Consider the following 21,076-nt stretch of genomic DNA (forward strand, 5'->3'; position numbering starts at 1 on the left):
TCCGGTCGCATGCGTCAGCTCGTGCCGGCTATACATGCGATCTCTACACGTCGCGTATACACAGGGCGTATAGAGCGTCGGAGATGAACGCCACAGCCCCGGGGGTCCCGGCTTCATCCGTTACCGATCAAGATGCCGTGCGCGCCGCGCAGGTTGCCCGTGAGGCGCAGATCACCTCGAAGACCGTGCACAGGAGACCGAAGGCCGACCCCCAACTCGCGCTGTACGGAAGCCGATTCAGTCGTCCTGCGTTCTGACGTCGCTCGGCAGGTAGATCTGACGGGCCCACAGGCCCAGCAGCGCCAGACCGCCGACCAGCAGCGGTACCGGATCGGCGGCGGAGGGCGCCAGCACGTATCCCAGCGCCGTGACCGTGCAGACGGTCAGCGGGATGAACGCGGCGGCGCCCTCCATCCCCGAGCGCAACGCCGGCCGTCCGGCACCGAGGACGCTCGCGCCGCCGGGCACCCAGGGGCCGACGGCGACGATCAGCAGTCCGGCCGTGACGCAGAGGTCGGCCCACGGGGACGACAGCATCTCGCGGTCACCCGCATCGGTCGGCGACAGCGGCAGACTGTCGCCGACCACCATGAGGGACACTCCCGCGATCGCCGCCCAGACGGTCGCGCGCTGGTCGTCGCGCACGAGACGGCGCAGGGCGAGCAGGAATCCGAGGAAGACGACCTCCGCCGCCCACAGGACGCCGAGCATGCCGGCCCCGGGACGCCACCCCTCACCGGCTCTGCCCAGGAACACCCAGCCCGCCATGAACGCGGCCCCGGCCATGACCGTCCCGTCGAGTACGCGCCGCAGCCAGGCCCGCCATCCCGAACCGGCGTCCGCCGCGGCCACCAGTCCGGCCGTCCCCAGCCCGACCGTGACGGTCACGCCCACGATCACGGTCAGACCGGCCGGTCCCGCCGCGTCCGGTGCCTGCGCCGGTTGACCCGACAGCGCGGCGAGCGCGGCTCGGTAGACACCGCCGGCAGCCGCGGAGCCCGCCACCAGCAGCAGACGCGTCCGTGCCCGCCCTCGCGCCCCCCGTAACCGCAGCAGCAGGGAGAGAGTCAGCACCCAACAGCCGACGGACGGTCCGAGGGACATCATCCGAACCCCCTACTTCCCCAGCCTCGGCATCCAGGTGCCCCCTTCGATCGGCGCCGCCGTCAGGGCTTCCCCGCGGCCGCCGGATCCGTACGCAGACCGTACGGAACTCACACCCGCGTCGAACGGCGAACCCGTCGGATTCACTCGTGTTGCGTAAGGAAGTCCCACGCGCTTGCAGGACGCGCGCCGGTGGATGCCGCGTACGCGCCGTGGCCCCGGAGGGCATCTGCCGACCGGAGTCACGACACGGCAGCGGGGCACCGCCGACACCCCTCGTACAGGGTGTCGCCGGTGCCCCGCCAGGCGGGACTCACACGCGGTCGGCCGCGATCAGGACGTACTGGAAGGAGCCGTCCCGGTAGGACTCGATGAACGCCTTCTCGATGCCGGTGACCAGGGAGGACGTGGCCCGCAGTTCCCAGTAGGGCAGGGTTTCCGGGGTGAGGTCGACGATGGCCTGCGGCACCAGCCTGTTGTCGGCCATGGCCCGCAGATACTCCCGGCGCGAGTGGATGTTGCACTCGAAGTGGGCGTTGATCTCGGAGACCCACTTCGACGGCTGGCCGTAGCGGGGGTTCCAGCAGCCGGTGACGGTCACGTACCGGCCCCCCACCTTCAGGAAGCGGGCGTGCTCGGCGAACAGGTCGTGGAGGTCGACGTACATGGTCGACTCGTTGTTCCACGAGGCCGTGACGCTGCCCTTGTCGAAGGGGGTGTCGAGCATGTTGCAGACACGGGAGCGGACGCGGTCCTCGACGCGCAGCTCCCGCGCGCGCCGGTTGCCGAAGTCGGCCTGGGTGGCGGACAGGGTGACGCCCTCGACCGCGCATCCGAAGCGACGGTTGGCCATGATCATGGATCCCCCGCGCCCGCAGCCGGCGTCGACGAGCGTGTCGTCGGGACCGACGGCGCCGAGGTGGTCCAGGAGGAACTCCGCCTGGGCCGACTCCAGTCGGTGCAGCTCCGCGATGAGCTTCTTCTCGTACTCGCTGTGGGCCGGGTCGCCGAGCGCGGCCCGGTCCACGGCGCCGATGCCGTAGTGGTGATGGTAGAGACCGTCCACGTCGCCGAGGCGGAGGTTGACGGGCCTGGCCTCGTTGTTCCAGTAGCGGGCGATGTCCCCCTGGTACGGCGTCGCCGGCGACGGAATCCTGGCGGTGGCGGTGGCGGTGGCGGTCGTGTCAGTGGTCATGGAGGTATCCGTTCTTACCAGAAATCGGGCAGGGTGTAGCGGTAGGTATTGGTGCGGTGCCAGTCGTGATTGCCGTCGACCCAGGCGGCCACGCCCTTGAGGAAGCGCAGCACGGCGGGCAGGGGGCAGGCTTCCGCGAGTTCGGCCGAGGCGGCCTCGAAGGCGTGCTGTAGTTCGTTGTGGACCTCGACGGCCTTCAGATAGGCATCGCGGACGGGGAGCCGCTCGCGTTCCGCGATCACCACCGGAAGGTTCAGGTGGTGTCCCGGGCTGTCGAGTTCCTTCGTGTACGAGTAGAGGTCGTTGACGATGGTGGTCGCGTTGCCGGCCAGGGCGATGACCCGTTGCATGTCCGGCCGGGCGTGCAGGTCCGCGGGCAGTTCGTAGCCGCCGACGGTGTCGGTGATCGTGGGGCAGGGGCGGAAGTTGTTGAACTGGCGCATCGCCAGGTACTCCCACACCTCGGGGACGTGACCGGTCTGTGCCCAGGCGGCCTCGGCGAGATACCCCAGGTGCAGCCGGGCCATGTCGTGCCGGTAGCGGTCGGCCTGGGAGGGCGTGGCCGCGCCGACGAAGTGGTCCATGGCGCTGCGGTACGCGCGGCGTGGGGCGTCCGAGGCGAGGGACTCCTGCCACGCCGGCGCGTACTCCGCGGTGGTGTGGAAATGGTCGAGCGCGGTGTGGGCGAGGAGCAGGCGTCCGCCGAGACCGACCGGGGACCCGCCGTGGTCCTCGCAGTAGCAGTCGTCCACCGCGTTCTCCGCGACCATCAGCCTGGTGGCGAGCATCAGGTGGTCGGTCGTCGGCGCGTCGGGGTGGCAGGCGACCATGTAACGGCCGACGGAGAAGCCGTCGAACTGCCCCTCCCACTCCTCGGGGTAGAGCTGGACCTCTTCCTCGGCCCAGCGCTTGATACGGCGGCTCACCTCTTCGACGCGCACCGGGTCGGGCTCGGGGACGGGGTGGTGGTAGAGGCCGGGGACGGCTCGTCCCGCGGCGGGCTCGACGGGTGCCCGGGACACCGGACTCGGCAGCGGGGGTGCGAATCTGTCGGCGACGACGAGCGAGGCCGTACCCGGTCCGGTCGGTGCGCGCAGGATCCGCCGGAGGGCGTCGTCGGCCGCGGTCGTGTCGGGCGGGCCCGGTACGGCGGCGGAGGGCTCCACGGGGGGTGACGGCGTCGGCGTGGGCACGGTCGGCGGTGGGACGAGGAGCGCGACCGGCGGATGCAGGGCGGCCAGGAACCCGGAGGCGGTCGGTGCGACCGGACGGTGGTCCGGGGCCGCCGCCGGCGCCGCCGCGTCCGGTACGGCTGCGGAGGACGCCGGCGTCGGCACCTGTTCGGGGGTGAGTGGTCCGAGGGGCCCGGAAGTGGGCATGGTCGAGGGCTCCTTGTCGCGGCGGGGTGGGCGCTCCACAGTGCACGGAGCGTGGGTGTCGGGCGTGGGACCTGCGACCGGTCGGGGCGTCAGCGCGGCCCGGGGGCGATCCGCACGTTCTCCAGCACTCCGACGGCGTCGGGCAGGAGCACCGCGGCGGAGAAGTAGGTGCTGACGAGGTAGGAGACGACCGCCTGCTCGTTGATGCCCATGAACCGCACGGAGAGCCCGGGTTCGTACTCGTCCTGCAGGCCGGTCCGTCGCAGGCCGATGACGCCCTGACTCTTCTCGCCGGTGCGCAGCGCGATGATCGAGCTGGTCTGTTCCGCGCTGATCGGGATCTTGTCGCACGGGAGGATCGGGACGCCGCGCCATGCGGGGACGGACTGCCCTTCGATGTCGACCTGGTCGGGGTGGAGACCGCAGGCGCTGAAGCCGCGTCCGACGGCGGCGATGGTCCTGGGGTGGGCGAGGAACATCCTGGTGCCGCGCCTGCGGCAGAGCAGCTCGTCCATGTCGTCCGGGGTCGGGGGGCCGAGCCGGGGCTGGATCCGCTGCTTGAAGTCGGCGTTGTGCAGCAGCCCGAACTCACGGTTGTTGATCAGCTCGTGTTCCTGGCGCTCGCGCAGGGCCTCGACGGTGAGCCTGAGTTGCTCCTCGCTCTGGTCCATCGGGCCGTTGTAGAGGTCCCCGACCCGGCTGTGGATCCTCAGCACGGTCTGGGCGACGGAGAGTTCGTACTCGCGCGGGTTCAGTTCGTAGTCGACGAAGGTGCCCGGCAGTTCGGGCTCCCCGGTGTGGCCGGCCGACACGGCGATCTCGGACTCGCCGTGTTTGTTCTGCGGCCGACGTCTGCGGGAGCCGAACGTGTCGAGGTGGGCGCGGAGACGAGGTGCCGTGGCCTGGACCGCGGTGAAGTCGGCGCGGGAGAGGGTGAGGAGGGTGCCGGCGGTCTCGGCGGTGACCGTGCAGTCGTGGCGGGCGTCGGGGTCCGCCAGGGCGTGCGCGCCGAAGTGCTCGCCGTCCGCGAGCACCGCGACGGCGGTCTCGCCGCCGTACTTGCCTTCGGAGGTCTGGCTGACCCGGCCGTGGGCGATCAGATGGATCCGGTCCGCGCAGCTGCCACGTTCGACGAGGACCTCGCCCGCCGTGAAGTCGCGCTGCGCGCAGCGGTCGGCGAGTGCGCCGAGGACGTCCCGGTCCTCGAATCCACGTAGGAAGGCCAGTTCACCGAGCCCTTGCGGAAGGACGCGGACGGTGGCGCCCTCCTGGACGAAGCCGACGCGCCCATTGCCGAGGGTGTGGCGCAGCCGTCGGTTGACCCGGTAGACGCCGCCCTCGGCCTCGACCCAGGGCAGCATCCGCAGCAGCCAGCGAGAGGTGATCTCCTGCATCTGCGGGGCCGACTTGGTGGTGGTGGCGAGGGTGCGGGCGGCGGCGGTACTCAGGGACTGTTGCGGCACGCCTGGGGCTGTCCGTGCTTCCGGACTGCTGTCGACGGACATCGAGGGGGCTTTCTCCTTGCGCGACGGGCCGTCGGGCGCACACGGGTGCGCCGACCGGGAGACAGGGAGGGTGGGCAACGGCGAGAAGGATCACGGGAATCCCTTCACCTGCAGAAACCTAGCCTCCCGACCGGCCACATCCACCGGGCGGACGAGATGCTTACCTCGAAGCAGTGACAATCGGCGCGATGCGTTTATCCGCCCGTCCTACGTCACAGCGGTCCTGCCCCCGGGCCACCGTGCCGTGACCGCCCACCCGGATCGCTCGGCCCGCCGCCGTCCTCCGGCCGGGACGCCGCGCAGGCCGTGGCGGACATCCGTACGGGATACTGCACACGTGATCGACCGAGAAGCCGCTGTTCGTCTGGTCGAGGAACAGCTGACGCGTGACTACCGGACGTGGCTGGCCACCGACCCGGACGCGATGCGCATGGCGGTGGTCCGTGTCAGGGAACACGAACTGGTGTGGATCGTCTCCTGGCAGTCCGAGGAGTTCGTCCGCACGCGGCGGCCGGAGCGCATGCTGGTCGGGAACGGACCGTACCTGGTCGATCGCGTCGACGGGTCGCTGCACCAGGTCGGCGTCGTGTCCGCCAAGTCGGGGGCGTGGGAGGCCGACTACCGGGCCCGGATACGGGGACTGCCGGTACGTACGGCGGTGGACGACCTCCACGACGGGATACGCGCGGTCGCCGTCGCGCGCGGTCGCGTGCACGCCGTCCTGACGCTGCGCCGGAGACTGCCGGGCCTGACGCCCGCCGAGGCCGTGCGGTACGTGGGCGCGCTGCTGGACGGCGATCTCCCGGGCCGTCTCCTCGCGGCGGCCACCGCGGCTCTCGTCACACCCGTCGACCCGGTGTCGGCCGTGCAGACCATTCGCCCGGGTGGGGGTGGCCGGGCCGGGTGACCGACCGGGCGTAGGGGCTATCCGTGGGTGGCGGGCGGTGCGGTCTGTCCGGTGGTGGGGCCGGGGCTGGGGGTGTCGGACGGTTCGGGGGTCTCGCAGGTGATCTCGTCGCGCGGGGTGTAGTGGGTGCGGAACGGCTCCCGCCGCACTTCCTTGCCGGCGTCGTAGAAGACGCGCTCCACGGTGACGTCGAAGCCTTCGAGCGGTGTCTGCGGGACGCACTTGTCGTCGGTGCGCACCTTCTTCGCCGGCGGCTGCACATGGGTCCGGGGCCCCTTCACCGACCTGATCTCGTCGTAGTGCCTGGTGCCGATGAAACTGATGGTCACCGAGGTGTCCGTGGCCTCGGCCTGGATGTAGAGGGCCTTGCCGGAGTCGTTGGTGAACCGGAGGTCGAGGCTGCCCCAGGCGACCGTCGCCTCACGGCCCTCCGGGTAGCGCTCGATGTAGAAGGAGTGGGCGCCGTGTTCCACAGGCTTCACCCCGGCGAAGAACATCGCGTTGTACACGGTGGTGGCCACGGCTGACACACCGCCGCCCGCCGCCTTGGTGAACTGGTCGTCGAGGATCATGATGCCTTCGACGAAGCCGTTGGCCTCGGTGCGCCGGCCCACGGTCCGGTTGAAGCTCCAGGTCTCGTCGGGCATGACGACGGAGCCGTTGATGAGCTGTGCGGCCCGCCCGATGTTCTTCGTGCGGTAGGGGGCCGGTTCGAAGTTGACGGTGAAGGAGGACATCTTCTGCGTCAGCCCCAGCCGTGCCGCGTTCTCGCGGGTCACCTCGGGCTGGATGCGCCGCACGGCCACGTCCGCGGTACGCGCGGAGCCCGTCCTGGTGAGCAGCGGCAGCACGGCCTCGCTCAACGCGCTGTCGCTGATCTGTACGCCGGGCCGGGCGTCCTCGGCCACCGCGACCTTGTCGCCGTCCAGCTCCAGCCTGGCGTTCTGGGCCGTGGTGGTGACGGCGGCCAGGGGGCCGGCGACTGCGGGGGCGGAGCGCAGGCCCTTGACGTCCAGCTTCGGCACCAGTCGGCCGGAGCCGTCCGGCACCATCCGCAGGTGTTCGCCGAGGACTGCCTGGTCGACCGTGAAACGCGTGCCGGCCGCGGTGAGGGTGACGGGCGCCGACATGGCCGGCTGAGCGAAGTCGCGCACCGCCCGCCGTACCTCGTCCGCCGTCACCCCGGGCCTCGTCTCGCGGGCGGGAAGGACCACGGCTCGGCCCCGCGCACCGTGCAGGAACGAGGTCCGGAGCGTGTCGGCGGCGGCGTCCACGTCCAGGGCGTAACCGCTGTGGGCGGCGACCTGGGCGACCCTGCCGTCCGCGAAGGTGACGGCGCCGTCCCTGACCTTCTGGTCGAGCGCCTTCGCCAGGTTCCCGAGGGCGGCGTGGGCCTTGTCCTCGTCGAGGCGTACGACCGGCTCGATGTCTCCGCCCGAGTGGAAGAAACCGCCGATCACGCTGAGGGGGTCGGAGGCGGTGCGGGTCGCCCGGTCGACGGTCCGCTCGCTGTCGAAGCCGAGTCCGGCCTGCCGCGTGTCGACGGTGCCGCTGCGGTCGCCGACCCGCACGGCCAGCTCGCTCGGGCCGGCCGCAGCCAGGTGAGCGTCCAGCTTGCGGATGGCCTCCGTACGGCTGAGCCCCCCGATGTCGACCCCGCGCACCGTCGTACCCGCCTCGATGTCACCGCTCGTGACGAGCAGGCCGGCCAGATAGAGGCCGCCGAGGCCGACGGTCAGCGCGCCGCCGGTCAGGACGGGGGACGGAAGGGAGGCTATTCGCAGACGCATGGGGCTCCCGGACGAGAATCGGTGGGCGGTGCGCGCGGCAGGGCGGCACCGTGAGCGAGTCGGGCACCTCAAGCTACCCATAACGGACTATAGGGACGTATGTCGCAGAACACGTATGGTCCAGATCACGTCGGCGATGCCCTCGGACGGGATACACAGGGTGATCAGGTCGTGACCTCTGGTGCGGGCGCGCGGCGTGGAGGGGCGCCCCGGCGGGCCCTGGACACCGCGGTGTCCCGCGCCGATCATCAGGCAACGGGACGGCCCGCCGTGCCCGGCTCGCGGCCGCCGCAGGGCATCGGTCCCCGTCACAGAAGCGAGGTCACTTGAACAGCGACGCCGACGCCGACGCAGACGCCGACGCCAACGCCAACGCCAACGCCAACGGGAATACGTACTTCGGCTCCGGCTCCGGCTCCGGCTCCGCCTCCGGTCTCGACGACCCGAGCCACGATCTCGGCACCTGGTCGATCGAGCGGCTCCGATCATTCACCGAGCGGGTTCAGGACGGGCAACTCGAGGCCGTGCGGGTCGTCGCGCAGCAGCATGCCTACAGCGCCGTAGGGTCTCCCGAAGCCTGCCGTGAGTGGGCCAGGCTGTCCTTGCGGGCCAACCAGCGCATGAGCGGCGACCGTTCATGGGATCGCGCGCGCAAGGCGCACCAGAACTTCATGCTCCGGATGTGGGTGATCGAACGGCTCGGCCCCGATCCCGGGGACCGGCTCTGGGACCCCGAGGCGTTGGCGGCCGACACCGTCTCCGCACTCGACCTCACTCCCGTCGCGGCCCGGGCCCTCGCCGAGCACTGGCCCGACCTCGCGATCGAGAGGATCGGCGAGCTGAGGCGGCACAAGAACCTGACGGCTCATGCGGGCGAGCTTGTCGGCCGCCTGCGCCCCGGGCCGGTACGGGACCTGCTCCTCACCTGGTCGGAGACGCGCCCTCATCTGCCCTGACCGGCGGCGACGAGGCGTGGGGCCTCCGGCCGCCCGATCCGCGGAAGGCGGCCGCTCCCGGGGTGACGCACGATTTGCCGGACCGGCAACAGGAGTGGCCGAGGGGGAACGCGGTGGGCGACGGTGGGTGCATGACCGACGACATCGCAGCAGGCTCGCCCGTGCCCCACCTCGTCTCCTCCGCCGGCGGCTACGCCGGTGACCCCGCGGTGCGGGCGGAGTGGGACAGCCGATATGCCGACCGGACACAGTTGTGGAGCGGGCAGCCCAACGGCGCGCTCGTGGCCGAGACCGCCGGGCTCACCCCCGGGCGCGTGCTCGACGTCGGCTGCGGCGAAGGCGCCGACGCCGTGTGGCTCGCGCGCGGCGGCTGGGACGTGACCGCGCTGGAGGTCTCCGGTGTGGCGCTCGAACGGGCGGCCGGACACGCACGGGACGCCGGCCTCGCCATTCGCTGGGTGCATGCCGAACTCGCCGGAGCGGCACTCCCGCCGGGCTCGTTCGATCTGGTCTCCGCGCAGTACCCGGCCCTGCTGCGAACCCCCGACTCCGCGGCCGAACGTGCGCTCCTCGCGGCCGTCGCACCGGGTGGCGTGCTGCTGCTGGTGCACCACGCGGGGATGGAGACCCGGCAGGCGCACGAGAACGATTTCGACCCGGCCGACTACGTGTGGCCCTCGATGGTCGCCGAACTGCTCGACGACGACTGGGAGATCGAGGTGGACGAGCAGCGGCCGCGGGTGGCCCCCGACGGTGGCGCCGGCGCCCACCACACCGACGACCTGGTCCTGCGCGCCCGCCGGTTGCGCTGACTCTTCTCCGATCGCGTCAGGGGCCGAGCACGCCGGCGGCACGGGCGTCGGCGTACCACGTGCCGGGCGTACGCCGGAGCCCGTACCGCCGCAGGCCCTGCTCTCGCCATCAGCCACCGTGCCCTGCCGGGAGAGTTCTTACGGAGGGCTGACGTGATGACGAAGTCCTGTCTTCACGCCGGTCCCATCCGTAACTCTGATCACGGCGCCCCTCCGGACGACGATGTGTCGACCGGAGGCCGGCCGAGTAACACGTTGATGCGAGAGCCCCGGAGGAGTCCGATGCGACACACCACACGCAAGCGATCCAGGACGACACACCGCGTCGTCGCCGCTGCGGCGGGTCTGGCCCTGGGAGCGGGAGGGCTGATAGCGGTCAACGTGTACGCCTCCGCCCACGAGGGCGACAACGCCTACGCGACGAAACGCTCCCCCCAGGCTCAGGGCCAGGCCGGTCAGGCAGGGGCGGCCGGTGCCGTCACCATCGGCTGCCCGGACGTCGGAGCGAAGCTGACGTCCGTCCCCGACCGGGCCAGGGGTGAGGTGGACAGAGAACTCGCCCTTCTGGACCAGCAGGTCGCCGAGGCCTACCAACGGCTGCGTGACTCGGGCGGTGCCGTCCAGGCGGACGCCGGTTTCGTCACCAACGCGATCATGGGACCCCTGAAGGACAAACGGGCCGCGACCATCGACCGGATCGCGATCGCCATCAGCAGGTCGGCCCCCCGGCCGCAGGGCCTGGAATCGCTCGCCGCCTGCACCCTGCGCGACTCCGGTGGCCAACCGGCAGGCAGCCAGGGGCAGAGCGGGGGCCAGGGGCAGAGCGGCGGCAACGCCGGAGGGCAGAACGGAACCGGCGCTCCGGGCGGCAACGGGCCGGCGAGCGCCGACTTCGTGGACATCACGAAGGTTCAGCCGAACGTGAAGACCCCGCGCCGCTCCAGGGGCGCCTCCTCGGGCATCTTCACCACGCGGTGCGGCGTCAACGCGAACAAGCTGTACAACTCCGACAACATCATCGTCGCGCCCGGTGTGGGCAACGGCGCCCACCACACCCACGACTACGTCGGCAACCAGGACAACGACGCCTTCACCACCAACGAGGAGTTCGCCGCCGCGTCGACCAGCTGCCGCAACCAGGGCGACAAGTCCACCTACTACTGGCCCGTGCTGCGACTCCAGGACGGTACCCGGGAGTTCGACGCCAAGCGGCTCGGCGGTGGCGCCGAGGGCAACACGGGTCGCATCCTGACCGCGTCCAAGGTCACCTTGAACTTCGTGGGCAGCCCGCGCGGCAAGGTCGTGGCGATGCCCAAGTTCCTGCGGATCATCACCGGTGACGCCAAGGCCTTCACCAACGGCACGGCCAACGCCAACGCGGCATGGAGCTGCACCGGTTTCGAGAACCGGCAGCTGACGGACAAGTACCCGGTCTGCCCCCGGGGCAGCAGCCTGGTCCGTACGTCGAAGTTCCAGAGCTGCTGGGACGGCCGCAGCATCGACAGCGCCAACCACCGCGCCCACGTCGCGTTCGCCGACCCGAGGACCGGTGCCTGCCCGAACGGCTTCAAGGCCATCCCCCAGCTGGTGCAGCGCCTCGTCTACGACGTCAAGGCGCCCAGCCTGGGCGACAACGGCAAGTCCAGCCCCTTCTACGCGGTGGACGGCTTCCCGGAGCAGATGCACAAGCCGATCACGGATCACGGGGACTTCATCAACGTGTTCGACGAGCGCCTGATGAACCGGATGGTCCAGTGCATCAACACCGGCCGCGCATGCCGGTGACCGCCGCTCCCGGCCTGGGCGCTCTCGTGCACCTGTCGACGTGTTCTGCGGTGCCAGGCATGGGAAACGCGTTACGTTGCGCGGTGGCGCGCGTGCGTCGGGGGACGGGGAGAAGGGGCGGGAGGGTTCGGCACATGACGACCAAGTACGACGTCAAGCGCGCTCTCAAGGCGTACTACGCGCCGAAGAACACCGACTGGGAACTCGTCGACGTCTCCGAACTCCGTTACCTCGCCGTCGACGGGCACGGCGACCCGAACACGGCCACCGCGTACCGCCACGCGGTCGAGGCCCTCTACGCGGTCGCCTACACCGTCAAGTTCACGAGCAGGCGCGAGTTGGGCGAGGACTTCGTCGTGGGTCCCCTCGAAGGACTGTGGTGGGCCGACGACATGGGCGACTTCCTGGCCAGGCGCAAGGACAACTGGCGGTGGCGCATGCTCATCAACGTCCCCGGCTGGATCACCGACCTCATGATCGAGGAGGCCCGTGCGGCCGCCCTGGCCAAGAAGGACCGGCCCGCTCTCGGGGACGTCCGGCCGGAGACCCTGCGGGAGGGGACCAGTGCCCAGGTCCTCCACATCGGCTCCTACGACGACGAGACCCCCGTCCTCACCAGGCTGCACCGCGACTACCTCCCCGCCCACGGCCTGCGGGAGGCGGGGCTCCACCACGAGATCTACCTCAGCGACCCGCGCAGGACCGACCCGGCCCGGCTGAGGACGGTGTTGCGGCAGCCGGTGGAGCGCCGGCGGCCCGTGGAAGGGTGAGGCGTTCGTCTCCGCCGTGCTTCACCGCCTCGTGCGGCGTCCCTGGACGTGCGTGCGGGCCATGAGCAGGGCGCTCGCGAGCCCGAGGGCGAGGGCGTACAGCACGACGACGGCCACCGCCACGGCCGGCCGGCCGAGTTGCGACGGCCGCAGGAAGTCGTAGGGCATCGTCGCCGCGCCGGCCCCGGCGAGGCCGCCCACGACGACCAGATACAGCGCCGGCCAGCAGGTGAGCAGGGCGGCCTCGCGCAGGGTCGGGGCGGGGGTGTACGGGCGGGTCAGGAACTCCGCGACCACCCAGACCGGTGCGACGGCGTGCAACAGGACGGTGGCGGCGCGGGCCCACACGTCGTCGTGGGCGCCGAACCAGGTTCCCGACGGGCTGCTCGGCGCGATCACCGTGCAGTAGACGAGCGCGGACAGGACCACGCCGACCGTCGCGGCGTCCCGGATCCGCTCCGGCCACACACCGCCGCCGGGCCCGCGTGCCGGCCGCCAGGTCCGGACGGTCGCGGCCAGCACCGCCGAGTCCACGGTGAAATACATCAGCGGGGGCGTCGGGTCGGTTCGCTGCAGGAACTGGCAGACCACACCGGCCGTGAGGGTGAGGGCGGCCAGGACGCCGAGCAGGCGGGTCCCGCGCGGCCGGGCCGGCACCGGGGCCGGGGCGTCGTCCGGGCCGCGGTCGGAGTCGGAGTCCGGAGAGATGAGGGTCATGGCGTGGTCGTCCCGAGGATGCGGCCCAGTCGTGTCGTCGCGGCGGCGACGGCGGGGAGGGAGTGCCAGAAGGCGTGCGGACCGGGGACGCTCAGCAGGTGTGCCGCGTAGCCGTGCCGCTCGGCGGATGCCATCAGCGACGCCACCGCCTCGCGCGGTGAGAGCGTGCTCCGCTCGCCGCGTACGACGAGCAGTCGGCTCCGCTCCGGTCCCGGGTCACGACGTCCCGCGGTCATGAGGTCCCCGCCGAGGCGAGCGGCCCGCAGGGCGTTCGCGAGGAGCAGCAGATCACCGCGGCGCCGGGTGACCGGCTCGGCGTCCGTTCGGTCCTCCAGGGGGCGGACGGCGCCGGGCACGGTGGCCGTCTGGTCCAGGTAGGGCCTGATCAGACGGTTCTCGTGGTGGACGGCGGCCAGGAGGCCCACGGCGCTCCAGCGTCGTACGGCGACGGGTTCCACCAGGACGACGGTTCTGAGCGGCGGCCCGGTGCGTGTCGTGCCGGACACGGCGGCCATCGCGGCGGCGAACGACGCGCCGAGCGAGTACCCCAGTACGCCCGACACGTCCGTCTCCCCCGCCCCGGCGCCGCGGCCGTCCGCGCCGAGGACCTCGGTGGCCGCCCGCAGCATGCGCCGTGCGGGGACCGTGAAGTCGCCCCGCAGCAGCGCGCGTCGCTCGGCGGGCAGCAGCCGGGAGGCGGCGAAGCCGGCGCCCGGCGTCTCCACGACCACGAGCCGTGCCCGCAGGATCGACGCGATCAGCCGGAACCGCTGCATCTCGAAGGGTTCCACGAACGCCAGAAAGCCCTGCGCGACCAGGAACGTGGGGCCGCCGGCGTCCCCGCGGCCGTCCACGACACCGACGAGGGTCTCGCCGAGCGGGCCGCCGGCCGTGGCCACGCGGACGGCCTCCCACGCAGGGGCGGCCTTGAGTACGGACGTCACGGCTGTTCCTCCCGTGCCCTCAGCTTCTCCTGCGCCTCGTTGACCCGGTGGAACGTCAACGCGGCCCGTACGTCGGGCGAGTTGAAGAAGGTCTCGTACGCGCCCGACTTCACGTAGTCCAGCACCGGGTTGCGCTCCGCCCAGGTCTTCGCGGAGACGCCCGTCGTGACGTCCGGCCAGTGCGTCGTGTCCTCGCCCCAGGCCCGCACGAACGCCTCCAGGTCGGTCTGCCACTGCGTCATCATCGGGAAGAACGTCCGCTCCGCGTCGACCGGGATCCGCAGTCCCAGCAGCCGCTTCACCGAACCCGCGACCTGCCGGTGCGCCCGGGGCCCGTTGCACATCCGGTAGCAGCGCAGCCAGTCGTACGTCTCGGTGAGGTGCTTGCGCTTGAGACAGCTGTCCATCAACCGGCGGAAGGGACCGGTCGAGTCGCTCATCTGCCGGTGTGACGCCTGGAGGTGGGCCTGCTCCCCGTCGGGTGCGAGGAGCACCCGCCGCAGGATCTCCGGCGGCTCGTTCACGTTCAGGGGATCGGCGGCCAGCCACACCGCGGCGGCGGCCAGGAACAGTTGCGCGTGACCATGGGTCAGCTCGGTCATCCCGTACAGGCTCATGTCCGGAACATGCTGCCTCAGGTACAGCATGGCGCCCATGCCGGTCCGCACCTCGACCGGGCCGTCGAACCGGGCCGGGTCGACGATGGTCAGCGGGCGGTAGCCGGGGCCGGACGGCGTATTGAGGTGGAAGTCGACGATCGCGCCGTCGAACTCGGCCAGGTCCTCCACGTCGAGGTCCCGCAGCAGTTCGGGGTCGTCCATGATCTCGAATTCGAGCCGGCCCGGCAGCGAGACCTGCTCGGCGAACACCCGGCTGCGCTTGCCCTGGTCGTCGATCAGGAGGTACTTCATCATCGCGTGGACTCCCTCTTGAGCCTGGGGGGACGGACACTCCATACGCCGCGGATCTCCTTGCCGCCGGCCACCTCGGACTGCGTCATGTCGCCGCCGAGGCGCCGCAGTCTGTCCCGCATGAACGCCAGCGTGCTGCCGTCCACGCACCACGCGCCGTCCGGGATCAGGGGGAGCGGATCGCTGATCCTGAGGTGGATCATTCCTTCGGACACCTCGCCCGACACCGAGACCGGCCGGTCGTGGATCGCCCTGCGGGCCATCGCCTGGGCGGCGTTGCTGACGACCGTGGTGATCAGCTGGCGTACGAGTTCCCGGTTCGCGGGGCGCAGTTCACCGAGCCGCAGCCGCGTGGTGAGGCGCAGACTGTGGTCGCGGGCGAGTTGTGCGAGGACCGCGTCGAGAGCGATCTCCTTGTCGCCGGCGTCCCACGCACGCTCGTCGGCCATCTCCTTGACCAGGGTGATCATGGGAGCGAAGTCGGCGGCGTCGATCCTCACCTGGGCGCTGACCGCCTCGTCGTCGGCCAGGGCCCGGAAGAGCGAGCGGGCTCCGGTGTGCATGTCGTGGAAGTCCTGTGCCAGCCGGTCACGCGCCTCGTTCATGGCCAAGGCCACCTCCTCGCCGCCGGCCCGCAGGGACCGGTCGCAGTCGCGTGCCTTCAGGCCCACGAAGTACGGCAGCACGCAGGCCGCCCACGCCAGCGGCACCATCTCTGGGCTCCACTTCCCGAGGTGCACCGACAGCGCCACGAAGGCCACGAGCACCCCCGTGACCAGCAGCCAGCCGTACGCCCGCAGCGTGACCAGGAACCTGGGCAGGCTCTGGTTGGCGGAGTAGTAGGTGCCGTCCGTGAGGACGTGGAAGATGCCGGAGTTGGCGTACGCGAGGGCCACCGCGAGGGCGGCCGGCTTGACCCAGCCCGGGTCGCCGGGGCCGGTGAGGAAGAGCACGGCGAGGACATTGGCGGGGACGGCGAGGCCGCCGAGCAGCCCGGTGGCGTTGAGCAGGGTGCGTTCCCACTGCCAGTCGTCCTGCCAGGAGAGCAGCATCCGGACCACGGTGAAGCGCGAGCGGGCGCCGCCGTGCGCCTGGCCGTCGAGGTAGATCTCCAGGGTCGTCTGGAGCACGCCCACCGACAGCAGCGCCCAGGCGAGCGGCCGGGCGTCGTCGGCGTACGCGAACAGCACGGCGAGCACGACGAGCAGGAACCCGCGTGTGACGAACGGCCGGACACGGTCGTAGCGGTGGATGCGGGCGGCGGTCACCCGGGTCGACCACACGCTCATGGGGGCCGGCGCCCTCAGGTCCCAGAGGATCTGGGCCCAGGGGCCGGTCGGCCGGTCCTGCGCGGGCAGGAAGTCGACCAGTGACAACCGGTCTTGCCGGGACAAGGACATTCTTCGTACCCCCGTGATGTCCGTCGGGTTCGGGCGCTGCGCACAGTGTGGGGCAGCCCTCCCGCGAGGGGTCGTGGTTTTCACGACCCCGGTGGGACCGCTCTGCCGTACGAGGGCCGCGGCGCCGGGGGGACGGTGACGCCGGTGTGCGCGTCCGGTGCCCCCGGCGCCCGCGCACGGCCGCTTCGACGGTTTCGTGCCACCTGCCCAACTCGCCCGGTGAGCTGGCCCGTTCACGTTTTCCACGAGTCCGTCCCGAGGCCGCCCGCTATTCCTTCTCGCCAACGGTGGGGCGGTTCACGGCCGTCCCCACGCCGCGATCGGCGACGGAGGAATCCATGGCCCTCACACGACGCCCCCGAAGGCCCCGGCGGAACTGGCCGGTCTGCGCCACCACCGGCAAGCGGCGCCTCGGCGAACGCAAGGACGCCAGGCTCCTCCTGGCGGCCGCCCGGAGGTCCAGGTCCCATGCCGAACTCCAGGGTGTGCGCCCCGAATGGACGGTGGTCCGGGCCTACCGCTGCCCCCACTGCTCCGGCGGCTGGCATCTGACGTCCGTGGCCCGCTGGGCGGGTGCGGCATGACAAGGCACAGTCCGGTACCGCGTACCGCTCCCCTGCTGTCGGCCCTCGCCGTCTGCGCGCTGGCCGTGGGCACCCTCACCGCCTGCGGGTCCGTGCCGGGGCCGGCGCCGTTGACCGTCGCCGTGACCGGCAGCATGGCCGAACCGGCGCCCTGGGCCCCCGTGGTGGAGGACATCGCCGTCCGCCACGCCCTGGACGCGGTCGATCCCGGCGACGGAAAGGTCTCCGTGGTCGTGTCGACCAACCCGCGGGTGACCGAGGTCGACCTGACGCCCCTGCGGGACGCGCGGGAGGTGGAGCAGGACCGGGCCGCCGCCGGGGAGAAGGCGCGCGCCGGGGCGGCAGGGCTGCGCCGGGCGATGACCGAAGGCCGGCCGGCGGCGGACGGACTCGACCTCCTCGGCACCTACCGCCGGGCCCTGCGTGCCACCCCGGACGGCGGCACCGTCGTCCTGGTGTCGTCGGGCGTGCAGACCGCCGACCCGCTCGACCTGCGCACGCTCGGCTGGACCTTCGATCCCGCCACCGTCGTACGGGACCTGAAGAACCGCTCGCTGGTGCCCGACGCCACCGGGCGGCATGTCGAGTTCGTCGGTCTGGGCATCGTCCTCGGCACCCAGCCGGAGCTCCCGCTGCCCGCCGCGCGGCGGATCACCGCGCTGTGGCGCGCCGTGTGCGCGGCCTCGGGAGCGGCGTCGTGCACGGTCCGGGACGACGACGTCCCCCGGCTGCCGTCGGCGTCGCAGCGGCCCGTCCCGGTGGTGCCGGTCGGTGCGACCCCCACCTCCTGCAAGGGCACCTACGTGGTTCCGGCCTCGGTGACGTTCACCGCGGACGACGCACGTCTCGCACCGGGTGCCGACCGGTACCTGCGACCGGTCGCGGACAGCCTCGAACGGTGCGGCACCGATGTCGTCGTGACGATCACCGGCCACACGGCCCGGGTCGGCGCCGGGGCGAGCGGCTTCGCCCTGTCCGGCCGGCGGGCGCGGGCCGTGAGCGAGCGCCTCGTGCGGCTCGGCGTCTCCCCCGCCCTCATCGGATCGGTCGAAGGGGTCGGCTCCACCCGGCCCCGTGTCGACAACATGCCCGGCGGTGTCTTCGCCGAGCGACTGGCCCGCCAGAACCGGCGGGTCGAGATCACCGTCACCCCGAAGGAAGGACCCGGCCGGTCATGACATCCATCAGCCCCGGGGGCACCGCAAGTCCCCCGCACGTCACGCACACGGCGGCAGGTCACGGAGGCCGCCCGCGGATCCCGCTGGGTGAGACCCTCACCTCCGTGCTGGGGATGGGCCCCATGCCGTTCACGAAGATCGTCCGCTGTCATGCGCTCGTCGGCGAGGCCCGGCGGATCGGACGGGACCGCCCGGCCGACGCCTGGACCCACTCCGAGGACAGTCTGCGCGGGGCGGCCGAGCGCCGCGCCGACGCGTGGGTGAGGACGGAGGCCGGCAGAACCGTCGAGCCGGCCGTCGCGACGATCAAGGGCCTGCACGCCGAGGCCCGCTTCCTCGGCCATCAACTCGCGTCCCTGCACGAGCGCCGCTACGTCGGTCCGCACGGCGAGTCCTACACCACGGCCGAGGCCCACGGCCGCCACGCCGACTGGGCCGCGCGGGTCGAGGACGAGGAACGGGCCGGTTCACGGGCCCACCGGCGGATCCCGCCCCGCGCCAAGAAGCTGCTGCTGGGGCTCCTCGCACTCGACGTCATCGTTCTGACCTTCCTGATGGCCAAGTTCCTCAACGTGGACCTGCGCAGGGCCCTGCTGTCCGCCGACAGCGTCCTGCGTGCGGTCACCGCGCTGCTGTTCGGCATCCTCGGCACGGTCGGCGTCGCGCTGACGATGAAGCTGTTCGGCAGACGGCACCGCGCGTACCGGGCCGCGCACGGCGGCTGGGACCTCGCCGGCGGCGGCTCGTCCAGGGGCGGCGTGAAGACCCTGGTGTCCGAACTCCTCCTGTGCGGCCTCCTGGCGCTGGCCCTGGGTGCCGCCATGGCCTGGCGTCTCGTCCTCGACGGCCCTTCCGACCAGCGGTTGCTGACCGGTGTCATGGCCGCGCTGTTCGCCCTGGTGATCGGCGCGGTGGCGTATCTGTCGTACCAGTCGGAGTTCGCGGACGGCTCGACGACGACCGAGGCGATCGACGTCCTGGCTCCCCAACTGCACGGCACGCACCGGACCGAGGAGGCGTTGCGCGCCAAGCGGGAGATCCTGCTGCGCCAGGCCGCCCGGCTCACGGCCCGGTTGGCACGGGACTGTGCCCGCCTGCGGGCCGAGGCGGAACGCCGGGTCGTCGAGAGCACCGAGGACAGGGCCGTCCGGTACGCCCGTTCCGTCCACCAGCACTGCGGCTACGGCAGTGCTCTGCCCGGCCCCCGCCTGTCCCTCGGCGACCTGGACCTGGCACTGGCCCAGGCACGGTCGTGGACGGACACCGAAGCGGTCCCTGCCGTCGCCGTCGGCGGCGAAGGACAGGGCGAGCAGGGCGACGAGGGCCTGGCGGTGGTGGCATGAGCCTGTGGGGCAGGGCCAGGAGCACGGCCAGGAGGGCATGGGCCGTCGGTGAGATCATCGCGGCCGTCACGGGCGCGGGACAGGCGCCGCCACCGCCCGGGATGCCCGCCTATCTGCAGCAGCAGTACGCGGAACACAGCGGGACCCGCACCGAGCGGCTGGGCCGGGACACCGGACGCCTGACCGCCACGGACCGCCGGCCCACGACGGGGCTGACTCTCGACCGGGACAGTGCCCGTCGGCTGCGCGGCGGGAAGAAGTAGGACGGCTGCTCGGGGGCGCCGTGGGAATCCGCGCGCCGCCCCCGAGCCGTGCGTCAGGCGGGGGCGGGCCGGGGGTCGATCCACAACGCCTCGGAGAGGGCGCACAGTTCGCCCTCGGCCGTGGTGAGCGCGACGCCCATGGTGTGTTTGCGGCCGGACTCCGACAGCAGCCAGGCGTGCACGACGTGCGGCTCGCCCGTCGTGACCGGCCGCAGGATCGAGCCCGTCAGGGAGGCGGTGACCGCGCCCGGCTGCTGGGTGCCCAGGAAGCGGCCCGCCCAGTGTCCCGGGCAGTCCAGGACCCCCCAGACCAGCCGTTCCGGGAGCCGCCCGTCCGGGCCGGCGAAGACCGGCGGCGGGACCCAGGCGGCGGCGACGAGGCCCGACCCGGGCACCGGCGCGCAGTGCACGCGCAGCCCCCGGCCGGGAGCGCGCAGGCCGCAGCCGAAGCAGTCGACCGCACCCGGCGGCGGATCGGACCGGAACCGCTCGGACGCGGCGGTCGCCGCCGCCCGGGAGGGCGCGGTCGGCACGTCGAGCGACAACTCGGCGGGGCGGGCCGCGGCGAGGGGGCGCTCCGCCTCCCCCAGCCGAACGCCCCCGTCGGCCGTCCCGGCGACCGGCAGGGGCACGTCGACGGGTGCCGGCCCACGGAAGTCCACCCGTACCGTCCGCGCGTCCAGCCTCTGCGCGAGCGTGCCGGCGACGTATCCGCCGAAGGCCACCCCGGGGTAGCCGACGTACAGCTCCGGCACCACGATCGCGTCGCTTCTCGTCATGATCCCCACTTCAGCACACGCCGGGGATCACGCCCGCCGACGGGGCCGGGCCCGGTGGGGTCCCGGCCTCGCCGGCGGTGGCCTCATGGGGGAGGCCGGGTGCCGTGCCGGTTCGTCACCAGCGGTGCGCGACGTCGACCACGACACGGTCGCTCAACCGGAGCACCCGGAACGGCAGTCGGGCCCGGACGCCGAGGCCGACCTGGGTCTGGCCCTCGAAGGTGCCGCCGAATCGGGTGTCCCGGAAGGTGTTGTAGCCGGTGACGTCGACGCCGGGCAGGCGCTTGCCCACCTTGCCCGGGTAGGTCGGCGCGCCGGCCTCCAGGTCGTAGCTCCAGGCGCCGATGCGGATGTCGAGGATCGCTCCGCCCTTGACCGGTATGTACTGGCCGCCCCCGTCGGTGAGGAGGCGCTTCACGTACTGGACGTGATAGCTGATCCGGCCGCCGCCGGGTACCTCGAACACCATGCGGTCGTAGCACGCGTGCCGTCCGGTCCTGATGTTCCGCAGGTGGTCGGCGCCCACCGCGGCGCCGCCCTTGGCTCCGCTGCCCCAGCCCGTCGGGCAGGCCGCCGCCACCGTGCGCCCGGCCGCTGCCTCGGTCTCGGCACCCGCGGTGCCGGCCGCCGTCCCCAGCGTGGTGCCCGCGAGCACGAGCACGGCCGCTGCCGCTCCGATACGTCGCATGTCGTACCCCTTGATCATGTTTTGCGGTGTAGCTCTGGTGCCGAGTGAGACGAGCGGGTGCGCAGG

The 21,076-nt window shown here is 72.1% G+C and carries 20 protein-coding genes; 9 read left to right on the plus strand and 11 right to left on the minus strand.

Annotated features, from left to right (window positions below; translation table 11 throughout):
- Window positions 1-237: 237 nt before the first annotated feature.
- The 4 genes from SCAB_RS02320 to SCAB_RS02335 all read right to left on the minus strand — a co-directional run bounded on the left by SCAB_RS02320 (window position 238) and on the right by SCAB_RS02335 (window position 5,183).
- Entirely contained in the window at window positions 238-1,107 is an 870-nt protein-coding gene (locus tag SCAB_RS02320) for a hypothetical protein (RefSeq protein WP_012998438.1), read from the minus strand.
- Window positions 1,108-1,417: 310 nt separating this feature from the next.
- Window positions 1,418-2,299, minus strand: a complete 882-nt coding sequence (locus SCAB_RS02325; protein ID WP_012998439.1) for a geranyl diphosphate 2-C-methyltransferase — start codon at window positions 2,297-2,299, stop codon at window positions 1,418-1,420.
- 14 nt (window positions 2,300-2,313) lie between these two features.
- Complete coding sequence (locus SCAB_RS02330) at window positions 2,314-3,678, minus strand: family 2 encapsulin nanocompartment cargo protein terpene cyclase (protein WP_041668842.1); 1,365 nt, start codon at window positions 3,676-3,678, stop codon at window positions 2,314-2,316.
- Between the two features lie 89 nt (window positions 3,679-3,767).
- The gene (locus SCAB_RS02335) at window positions 3,768-5,183 is read right to left on the minus strand and encodes a family 2B encapsulin nanocompartment shell protein (RefSeq protein WP_041668843.1); all 1,416 of its coding nucleotides are present in this window, start codon (window positions 5,181-5,183) and stop codon (window positions 3,768-3,770) included.
- Between the two features lie 337 nt (window positions 5,184-5,520).
- Between SCAB_RS02335 and SCAB_RS02340 the strand changes: the two genes are divergently transcribed.
- On the plus strand, window positions 5,521-6,090 hold the full coding sequence (locus SCAB_RS02340; RefSeq protein ID WP_012998442.1) for a YrhB domain-containing protein: 570 nt from the start codon (window positions 5,521-5,523) through the stop codon (window positions 6,088-6,090).
- A gap of 17 nt (window positions 6,091-6,107) precedes the next feature.
- Here SCAB_RS02340 and SCAB_RS02345 read toward each other — a convergent pair whose 3' ends face one another.
- Window positions 6,108-7,880 (minus strand): VanW family protein, encoded by a 1,773-nt coding sequence (locus SCAB_RS02345; RefSeq protein WP_012998443.1) that lies wholly within the window; start codon window positions 7,878-7,880, stop codon window positions 6,108-6,110.
- A gap of 326 nt (window positions 7,881-8,206) precedes the next feature.
- Between SCAB_RS02345 and SCAB_RS02350 the strand changes: the two genes are divergently transcribed.
- The 4 genes from SCAB_RS02350 to SCAB_RS02365 all read left to right on the plus strand — a co-directional run bounded on the left by SCAB_RS02350 (window position 8,207) and on the right by SCAB_RS02365 (window position 12,203).
- Complete coding sequence (locus tag SCAB_RS02350; protein ID WP_012998444.1) at window positions 8,207-8,836, plus strand: hypothetical protein; 630 nt, start codon at window positions 8,207-8,209, stop codon at window positions 8,834-8,836.
- Between the two features lie 131 nt (window positions 8,837-8,967).
- Complete coding sequence (locus SCAB_RS02355; protein ID WP_012998445.1) at window positions 8,968-9,648, plus strand: class I SAM-dependent methyltransferase; 681 nt, start codon at window positions 8,968-8,970, stop codon at window positions 9,646-9,648.
- Window positions 9,649-9,930: 282 nt separating this feature from the next.
- Entirely contained in the window at window positions 9,931-11,433 is a 1,503-nt protein-coding gene (locus SCAB_RS02360; RefSeq protein ID WP_012998446.1) for a DUF1996 domain-containing protein, read from the plus strand.
- A 134-nt stretch (window positions 11,434-11,567) separates the two neighbouring features.
- Window positions 11,568-12,203 carry a GyrI-like domain-containing protein gene (locus SCAB_RS02365; RefSeq protein ID WP_012998447.1) on the plus strand — a complete coding sequence of 212 codons (636 nt, stop codon included), beginning with the start codon at window positions 11,568-11,570 and terminating at the stop codon, window positions 12,201-12,203.
- Window positions 12,204-12,224: 21 nt separating this feature from the next.
- Here the strand turns inward: SCAB_RS02365 and SCAB_RS02370 are convergent, their stop codons facing one another.
- Genes SCAB_RS02370 through SCAB_RS02385 form a run of 4 tightly spaced genes read right to left on the minus strand, consistent with a single transcriptional unit; the run spans window position 12,225 to window position 16,175 of the window.
- Window positions 12,225-12,920 carry a Pr6Pr family membrane protein gene (locus tag SCAB_RS02370; protein WP_012998448.1) on the minus strand — a complete coding sequence of 232 codons (696 nt, stop codon included), beginning with the start codon at window positions 12,918-12,920 and terminating at the stop codon, window positions 12,225-12,227.
- Window positions 12,917-13,864: a hypothetical protein gene (locus tag SCAB_RS02375; RefSeq protein ID WP_012998449.1), complete on the minus strand. Its 948-nt coding sequence runs from the start codon at window positions 13,862-13,864 to the stop codon at window positions 12,917-12,919. The genes SCAB_RS02370 and SCAB_RS02375 overlap by 4 nt, the downstream gene beginning before the upstream one ends.
- The gene (locus SCAB_RS02380) at window positions 13,861-14,778 is read right to left on the minus strand and encodes a hypothetical protein (protein WP_012998450.1); all 918 of its coding nucleotides are present in this window, start codon (window positions 14,776-14,778) and stop codon (window positions 13,861-13,863) included. Before SCAB_RS02380 ends, SCAB_RS02375 begins: the two co-directional genes overlap by 4 nt.
- Window positions 14,775-16,175, minus strand: coding sequence for a sensor histidine kinase (locus SCAB_RS02385; protein WP_012998451.1), 1,401 nt, complete (start codon window positions 16,173-16,175; stop codon window positions 14,775-14,777). Before SCAB_RS02385 ends, SCAB_RS02380 begins: the two co-directional genes overlap by 4 nt.
- Window positions 16,176-16,513: 338 nt before the next feature.
- Here SCAB_RS02385 and SCAB_RS02390 point away from each other — a divergent pair, with 338 nt between their 5' ends.
- The 4 genes from SCAB_RS02390 to SCAB_RS46835 are packed head-to-tail and all read left to right on the plus strand — an operon-like array spanning window position 16,514 to window position 19,543.
- Window positions 16,514-16,759: a hypothetical protein gene (locus SCAB_RS02390; RefSeq protein ID WP_046773488.1), complete on the plus strand. Its 246-nt coding sequence runs from the start codon at window positions 16,514-16,516 to the stop codon at window positions 16,757-16,759.
- Window positions 16,756-17,937: an OmpA family protein gene (locus SCAB_RS02395; protein WP_012998453.1), complete on the plus strand. Its 1,182-nt coding sequence runs from the start codon at window positions 16,756-16,758 to the stop codon at window positions 17,935-17,937. The genes SCAB_RS02390 and SCAB_RS02395 overlap by 4 nt, the downstream gene beginning before the upstream one ends.
- Complete coding sequence (locus tag SCAB_RS02400; protein ID WP_012998454.1) at window positions 17,934-19,280, plus strand: hypothetical protein; 1,347 nt, start codon at window positions 17,934-17,936, stop codon at window positions 19,278-19,280. The genes SCAB_RS02395 and SCAB_RS02400 overlap by 4 nt, the downstream gene beginning before the upstream one ends.
- Window positions 19,277-19,543, plus strand: a complete 267-nt coding sequence (locus SCAB_RS46835) for a hypothetical protein (RefSeq protein WP_012998455.1) — start codon at window positions 19,277-19,279, stop codon at window positions 19,541-19,543. Before SCAB_RS02400 ends, SCAB_RS46835 begins: the two co-directional genes overlap by 4 nt.
- A 53-nt stretch (window positions 19,544-19,596) precedes the next feature.
- Here SCAB_RS46835 and SCAB_RS02405 read toward each other — a convergent pair whose 3' ends face one another.
- Both SCAB_RS02405 and SCAB_RS02410 read right to left on the minus strand, forming a co-directional pair.
- Complete coding sequence (locus SCAB_RS02405; protein WP_012998456.1) at window positions 19,597-20,322, minus strand: PaaI family thioesterase; 726 nt, start codon at window positions 20,320-20,322, stop codon at window positions 19,597-19,599.
- Window positions 20,323-20,437: 115 nt separating this feature from the next.
- On the minus strand, window positions 20,438-21,010 hold the full coding sequence (locus SCAB_RS02410; RefSeq protein ID WP_037724945.1) for an AMIN-like domain-containing (lipo)protein: 573 nt from the start codon (window positions 21,008-21,010) through the stop codon (window positions 20,438-20,440).
- Window positions 21,011-21,076 lie beyond the last annotated feature (66 nt).

The sequence above is a fragment of the Streptomyces scabiei 87.22 genome (assembly GCF_000091305.1).
GTDB lineage: Bacteria > Actinomycetota > Actinomycetes > Streptomycetales > Streptomycetaceae > Streptomyces > Streptomyces scabiei.